5 protein-coding genes and 1 pseudogene are annotated in these 6,756 nt (G+C 59.2%); 1 reads left to right on the forward strand and 5 read right to left on the reverse strand.

Annotation, left to right across the window (positions count from 1 at the left end):
• Nucleotides 1–358 precede the first annotated feature (358 nt).
• Nucleotides 359–688 (forward strand): annotated as a pseudogene (locus MESS2_RS28395) (MFS transporter); the annotation flags it as partial.
• A 743-nt stretch (nt 689–1,431) separates the two neighbouring features.
• Here the strand turns inward: MESS2_RS28395 and MESS2_RS28400 are convergent.
• From MESS2_RS28400 to MESS2_RS28420, 5 genes are all read right to left on the reverse strand, one after another.
• Nucleotides 1,432–2,856: a CapA family protein gene (locus MESS2_RS28400; protein WP_008878078.1), complete on the reverse strand. Its 1,425-nt coding sequence runs from the start codon at nt 2,854–2,856 to the stop codon at nt 1,432–1,434.
• A 124-nt stretch (nt 2,857–2,980) separates the two neighbouring features.
• Nucleotides 2,981–4,012 carry an ABC transporter ATP-binding protein gene (locus MESS2_RS28405; RefSeq protein ID WP_008878079.1) on the reverse strand — a complete coding sequence of 344 codons (1,032 nt, stop codon included), beginning with the start codon at nt 4,010–4,012 and terminating at the stop codon, nt 2,981–2,983.
• Nucleotides 4,009–5,010, reverse strand: a complete 1,002-nt coding sequence (locus tag MESS2_RS28410) for an ABC transporter ATP-binding protein (protein WP_040594201.1) — start codon at nt 5,008–5,010, stop codon at nt 4,009–4,011. Before MESS2_RS28410 ends, MESS2_RS28405 begins: the two co-directional genes overlap by 4 nt.
• Before the next feature lie 4 nt (nt 5,011–5,014).
• On the reverse strand, nt 5,015–5,896 hold the full coding sequence (locus tag MESS2_RS28415) for an ABC transporter permease (protein WP_008878081.1): 882 nt from the start codon (nt 5,894–5,896) through the stop codon (nt 5,015–5,017).
• Nucleotides 5,897–5,898: 2 nt separating this feature from the next.
• On the reverse strand, nt 5,899–6,756 hold an 858-nt coding region (locus MESS2_RS28420; protein WP_040594202.1), incomplete at its 5' end, for an ABC transporter permease.

Below are 6,756 nucleotides of genomic sequence, written 5' to 3' on the forward strand. Positions count from 1 at the left end.
AGGCCCGAAATTCCGTCGGAGTATCGCCGGGCTGTAAGCCGCGAATGTGCTTTCAGGACTCTATACGTTGCACATCGTGCACCGGCTCCGGCTCACCGGTGAGGACGATCTATGCGAGGCTCCAAATCGAAAAGGACCTTCCGCATGCGTGCTGCCCCTTCGAGAACGCTATAGCTGCCCATTCGGATGAAGCCCCCGCTTGGCCTGAACCGTTAGATCGGAGTTCGACGCTCCGAGAAATGAGCAGTGTGGCGGGTGCAAATACAGATTCATTTTCGCCGGGGCGTTTGCGACGCTCAAAAATCGAACCTTTCGTTCGATCTGGCTCGTAACGCAGGTTTCCAGTCTCGGCTAGCTGATGCAGACCGTTGCCATCAGTTGGCAGATGGCGACGATCTCAACCTCCGATCTGATGGTCGCGCTGGCGCAGACTTCATCGAACCTGCCAGCGTTGATTTTATCTGTCTTGGTCGGGCCCATCGCCGATAACTTTAGCCGTCGTAGAGTCATGTTCGCCCTGATGGCGGTAGCATGTGCGATGCTGACCGCTTCCGTGGCGCTCGGCCTTTTGGAACCGTGGATGATCCTCGGCTTCAGCTTCTTGGTCGCAGGAGGCGCTGCTCTCAACGATCCCGCTTGGCAAGCCTCGGTTGGCGATATCGTGGACCGACGCAATGTTCCTGCGGCCTTTGCCAACCTTGACCTCTCGCAATGCAAGGATGCACAATATCATAACTGACCACGTTAGCCGGTAGCTAAGATCTGTTGGCACGAGCACTGGCCTTTGCAGCAAACCGTTGACCACCATGAGTGCGCGCGCCGTAGTCAGCTCAGTTGAACCCAGCAGCGTCGCACGGTTTTCCGACAGTATTCGACCGGCCTATCACAACAACATCTTGCCTGCGAGATTCTCACCCACAGCAGCTTCTAGTTAGCAGTTCGCCTGGATATGCTCGAAAACGGCGTTCAATGGATCAGAAGAGGTCATATCCTTACTTGCAAGAGAAGGAGGAGACAAATGTACAGGGTTGTTCTCGGCTAACAGGGCGCTGGTGCGAGCATGCAGCGATCATTCAGATGACACGCCCTCATTCGCCCAGGTTCAACTTCCTTCAGCGATGGCTCGGTCTTGCAACGAGCAAAGGCGCGCGGGCTCCGCGGATCTACGGCTGGCCGGAGCGCCTTCAAGGCCGCCGCATCTCGAAAGGCCCGCGACAACCCCACCGGCCCCGCAGGAGCGCGTGACGGGCGATCCGGACGCCCGCGGCGCCACATCTGTACCTCATGCTTTCTGGTATCGCCAACCGACCGCTCCGAAGCTGCTTCCGCCAGTCATAGAGGTGCCAGCGCTCACCTCGTATTTGCGCGCAACCTCCGTAACGCGGATGCTTGGCGTAAGGCTCTCGGCGACGATTCGCGCCTTCTTCAAGTTTACGGCGAGTTGGGCCGCAGTCTAATGACTCCAACGTCGTTCTCGACGGCGATCTCCGTCCCAAATGGCTTCGAGAGCTTCTGTAGCCGCTCCAGAATGGATTTTGCTTGCGGCGGAGGGGCGAGCCGCGGGACACCCCTGTTGGCAAACCGCTTTAAGTACCCGAGCTCGACGGGATATAGTCGCAACTCAGCAAGCTGGTTCTGCTGAAAGCGGCTGACGGTAATAACGCTCTCATAGAACACCGGGTCGTCAAATCCTTTTGCCTCCTCCGCGACGGTCACCTCGGCATCCGTGTCGACCCGTGGGTCCTTTCCATAAGCGACAAACATGTCAGCCCCAACAGGCGTCCGGTGGTCATCATAAAAGAAATTGGCCAGGCTATAAAAGATAGGCCGACCGCTATAGATCTCGATGCCGCGCAACTTGTGCGGTCCATGTCCGACGTATGCGTCCGCTCCCGCATCAATCACTCGATGAGCAAACGATTGTTCGTAATCAGGCGTCTCCTCGCTCCAGTTCCCGGGCTGGTGACAGTGGTTGGTGACGATGCAGAAGTCGGAGAACTGCTTGCCCCGACGAACATTGCGAAGAATGTCGGCGACGTCGCCAGGATCGGCTTCGTAGCTGTAACCGGCCTTGTCGCCCGCTTTGAACGCCGTTCCAGCGACCACGACGCGCTCTGGATCGTTAGGGTCCTCGGGCCGGTCCGCCGTGGCCCCTGAGACTGCCGGCGGAGCCGATCGAGCGCCCGGGCGGGAGTCGGGTAACGCATCGCGTATCTGCCTCAAGCTCTCGAGCTTCTCGGGCGGGATCACAATGCTTTTCGCCAAACGAAGGGCGTTGAGTCCGGGTCTGCCTGGCGCCTCGCCAGCGGGATCGCCAGCCCGAGACATCGGCGTGAATGATGTAGCAAGCGACACCAACGCCACGCGACCGCGCGCGGTTTCCAAAAAGCGAGCAGCGCCGGCTTGTGCGAGATTTTCACCCGCCCCTGCATGGATGATCCCGCTCTGATCGAGCACTTGGCTCGTCTCGCGCATGCCTTCAAGGCCCCAGTCAAGCGTATGGTTGTTTGCGCGACTCATTAGATTGAACCCCATCGACTTCAGATCAGGTCCGACCTCAGGAAGGCTAACGTGAAATGCACCGCCGTACTCAGCCTGAGGACTTCCCTTGAAGGACCGGATATCGAAGATGTTCATTTCCATGTTGCCAAACGTCACATCCGCGTCTTGGAGGACTTTGACGATGTCGCCGAAGCCGGGATGTCGTCCTTTGGTCACCGGCCGCGACACGATGAGGTCGCCAACGGCTACCATAGTGAAGCCGTCCGCAACGTTAGTTGCAATCGAGCCGACCGTATCATAGTTGTCACCCTTATCGTCCAGATGAGAACCGATCTGCTGTGGATGTTCTTCCATAGTCCCTTGTCCCTTGTCCCTTCTTTTCATTGTAGCTGGGTGAGGTTCGGTGCCCGTCTCACCGGCTTCGATATGCTCGATCAGCTGAAAGAGCTTCTGATATAACCGTCGCGTTGCCGACGACCTATTGCGCTAAAAGAATCGAACGATCGCCGGCCAGAGCCGGATTGCCCGAGATTTCTGTCGCCGGAGCGCGCACATGGCAGGCCACGACGCGCCCGTCTGCCATTGGCACCAAAGGTGGCACTTCGATGCGGCAGCGCTCGACGGCGAGCGGGCATCGCGGGTGGAACGCGCACCCGCTCGGCGGATAGACGGGGCTTGGCACCTCGCCCTCAACGGGCGCCTCTAGCCGAAGGCGTGTGGGATCCGGGACAGGGGCCGCCGCGATCAGCGCCTCGGTGTAGGGATGGATGGGCTTGGCAAAGAGCGCTTCGCACGGCGCAAGCTCCACGATCCGCCCGAGATACATGACCGCCACGCGATGGCCGATATGCTCCACGACGCCGAGGTCATGCGAGATGAAGACGAAGGCGATGCCCATCTGCTGCTGCAGATCCAAAAGCAGATTCAGAATCTGAGCCTGCACGGATACATCAAGAGCTGATACCGCCTCATCGGCTATGATGAGAGAGGGGTTGAGCGACAGAGCGCGTGCAATGCCGAGCCGCTGCCGCTGACCGCCCGACAATTCGGACGGGAGCCTGTGCATCATCTCAGGCGACATTCCGACCTTTCGCAGAAGGTCCGCGGCAAGCGCCTGGTGCCGCCTTCGGCCGAGGCACTCGAAGTTCTCGACAGGTTCGGTGATGATCTGTCCGGCGGTGAGGCGCGGGTTCAGTGACGAGTAAGGATCCTGAAAGACCATCTGCATGCGACGGCGCCAGGCGCGAAGCGCGTCCTTCTTGAGGCCAGCAATGTCAGTTCCGTCGATCAGCACGCGTCCGCCGGTCGGCTCCACGAGTCGCATCAGGAGCCGCGCGATGGTAGACTTGCCACAGCCGGATTCGCCGACGATGCAGAATGTCTCGCCCGTCTCGACGGTGAACGATACATCCTCCACCGCCCGGATCACCGGAATGGTTTTCTTGAAGAGACCCGAGCCAAGCGGATAGTGCTTGGTCAGATTCTGGACTTTCAGCAAAGGACCGTTCATGCGCCCATCACCTCTTCGGCGCGCCAGCAAGCTGCCGCGTGGCTCGACCCCACATCACGCAGGGCGGGCGTCTTGTCGCGGCAAATGTCGATAGCGAACGGGCAGCGAGGCGCAAAGCTGCAGCCGACGATGGGCTCGCGCAGGCTTGGCACAATGCCGGGAATTTCTGGAAGGCGGCGCTGCCGACCGCGCCGCCGGTCAGGCACCGATCGCATGAGGCCCTGAGTGTAGGGATGCGCGGGATGCGCAAACAAATCGATTACGCTCGCTTGCTCCACGATCCGGCCGGCATACATGACAATGACGCGTTGGCACGTCTCGGCTACGACGCCCAAATCATGCGTAATGAACATCACGGCAGTTCCCGTGCGCTCTTTCAGATCGACGATCAGACGCAGGATCTGCGCCTGGATAGTGACGTCTAGCGCAGTCGTTGGCTCGTCGGCGATCAAAAGTTCCGGCGAGCAGGCAAGAGCCATGGCGATCATGGCGCGCTGGCGCATGCCGCCCGACATTTCGTAAGGATAGTTGTTGACGCGAAGCTGGGGATCCGCGATGCGGACCAGACAGAGCATCTCTTCGGCCTTTGCCATGGCCAGCGAGCGCGACGCTTTTGTGTGGATCTGCACCGCCTCGGCGATCTGTCGGCCGACCGTGTAGACCGGGTTCAGGCTCGTCATCGGCTCCTGGAAGATCATGGCGATACGGTCGCCCCGGATCTGTCGCATCTCCCGATCGGACAGCGCAAGGATATCGCGTCCGTGAAAGCGGACCTCGCCACCGACAGTCCTGGCGGTCAGCTTCGGCAGCAGGCGAAGAATGGAGAGAGCGGTGACGCTCTTTCCGCATCCCGATTCGCCGACGACGCCGAGCGTTTCCCCTTTGTTGACTTGAAAGCTGATTCCGCCAAGGGCGCGTGTGACGCTTTCATCGCCGTAAAAGTGCGTTTCAAGGTCTCGGACGTCGAGAAGCACGTCGTCTTCTGCGGATTCTCGCATAGTGTCATCGCCCACGCTTCGCACGGGGATCGAAAAGGTCGCGCAAGCCATCCCCGAGCAGGTTGACGGCAAGGACCATGACGGCAAGGCAGATGCCCGGGGCGAAGATCGTCAATGGGGCAATCGAGAGATACAAGCGAGAACTCGAAATCATGTTGCCCCAGCTGGGAATCTCGGGCGGTACGCCCACGCCGAGGAAGCTCAGTCCGGCCTCTGTCAGAATCGCATCTGCGCAGACTATGGCGCTCTGCACCATAAGCGGCGCGATGGTACTGGGCAGGATATGCCTCCACAGCACCTTGGGTAATCGCGCGCCGCCGCTGACCGCGGCCTCCACGTAAGGACGTTCCCGAACACTCAGAACTGCCGAACGAACCATCCGCGTGACGCTCGGCAGCTGAGGAATGGTAATGGCAACGATGAGGATGCCGACCCCGGAGCCTGTCAGAGAAATAAGGGCAATGGCGAGCAGAATCGTCGGAATTGACATCAAGCCGTCCATGACCCGCATCACGATATTATCGAAGGCGCGGACATAACCGGCGATGACACCGATCAGTAGCCCGCCGAGGGCCGCGCCCACTGCTGACAGCAATCCGACCATGAGTGAGATGCGGGCGCCGAAGATCGTTCTTGCAAACACGTCACGGCCCAGATTATCGCTCCCGAACCACATCTCCGCGGACGGTGGCTGGAGGCGCTTGAATGGATCCATGCTCAATGGATCGCCGGCGTAAAGCGGGGCAGCGAGTGCCAGAACAATCAACAGCGCCAAGAAGCCGCCGCCTACCACGACCAGCGGATGCCGCCTTGCCAGACGGGGAAGGTCAGATATTCGTAGGCGACCCGTCGGGACGTATTCTACTGGTAGGGAGAGGAGCGTCATAATCAGTACCGGATTCGGGGGTCGACTAGGGTGTAGGAAAGATCGACCGCAAGATTGATAAGGACGTACAGAGCTGAAACCAGGATGAGCACACCTTGAATGATCGGGTAATCGCGGTTGTTGATCGCATCCACCACCAAACGACCGACACCAGGTATGTTGAACACCGTTTCCGTAATGACGACACCGCCAACCAGACTTGCGAAACTTAAGCCGATCACGGTCAGAATTGGAACACCGGCATTTTTCAACGCATGGTGGAAAAGCATGGCATACGACGACGCGCCTTTGGCGGCGGCAGTCCGCATATAGTCTTCCGACAACACCTCGAGCATGCTCCCCCGCGCGATCCGCGCGATAAAAGCGATATAACCAAGACTTAACGCCACGGTGGGCAGGATCAGGTGCACAAGCCATGGCCCGAAGCCATGGTCAATCGGCCGGTATCCCTGGACCGGTAGCCAATGTGATATGATGGCAAACAAATATATGAGAAAGAAACCGACAACAAACACCGGGACAGAAAAACCAAGTGTCGCGAATACCGTCAGGATACGATCAATAAGGCCGCCAGATTGCCACGCGGCCATGATACCGAAGGAAACCCCCATGGTCACCGAAAGGATCATCGTCAGGATCGAAAGAGAGACTGTTGGTTCCAGCCGCTGCGAGATCAGTTCAAGAACGGGTAGCCCCGTGAAAATTGAGGTCCCGAAGTCGCCGCTGAGGATGCTGAGAGCCCAATGTACGAACTGGACGGGCAGCGGCTCGTTGAGCCCCAACTGTTCGCGGATGCCGGCGATCATCTCTGGCGTGCCCTTATCGCCTGCGATGATAGCGGCCGGATCACCCGGCGCCAG

The sequence above is a fragment of the Mesorhizobium metallidurans STM 2683 genome (assembly GCF_000350085.1).
Lineage (GTDB): Bacteria > Pseudomonadota > Alphaproteobacteria > Rhizobiales > Rhizobiaceae > Mesorhizobium > Mesorhizobium metallidurans.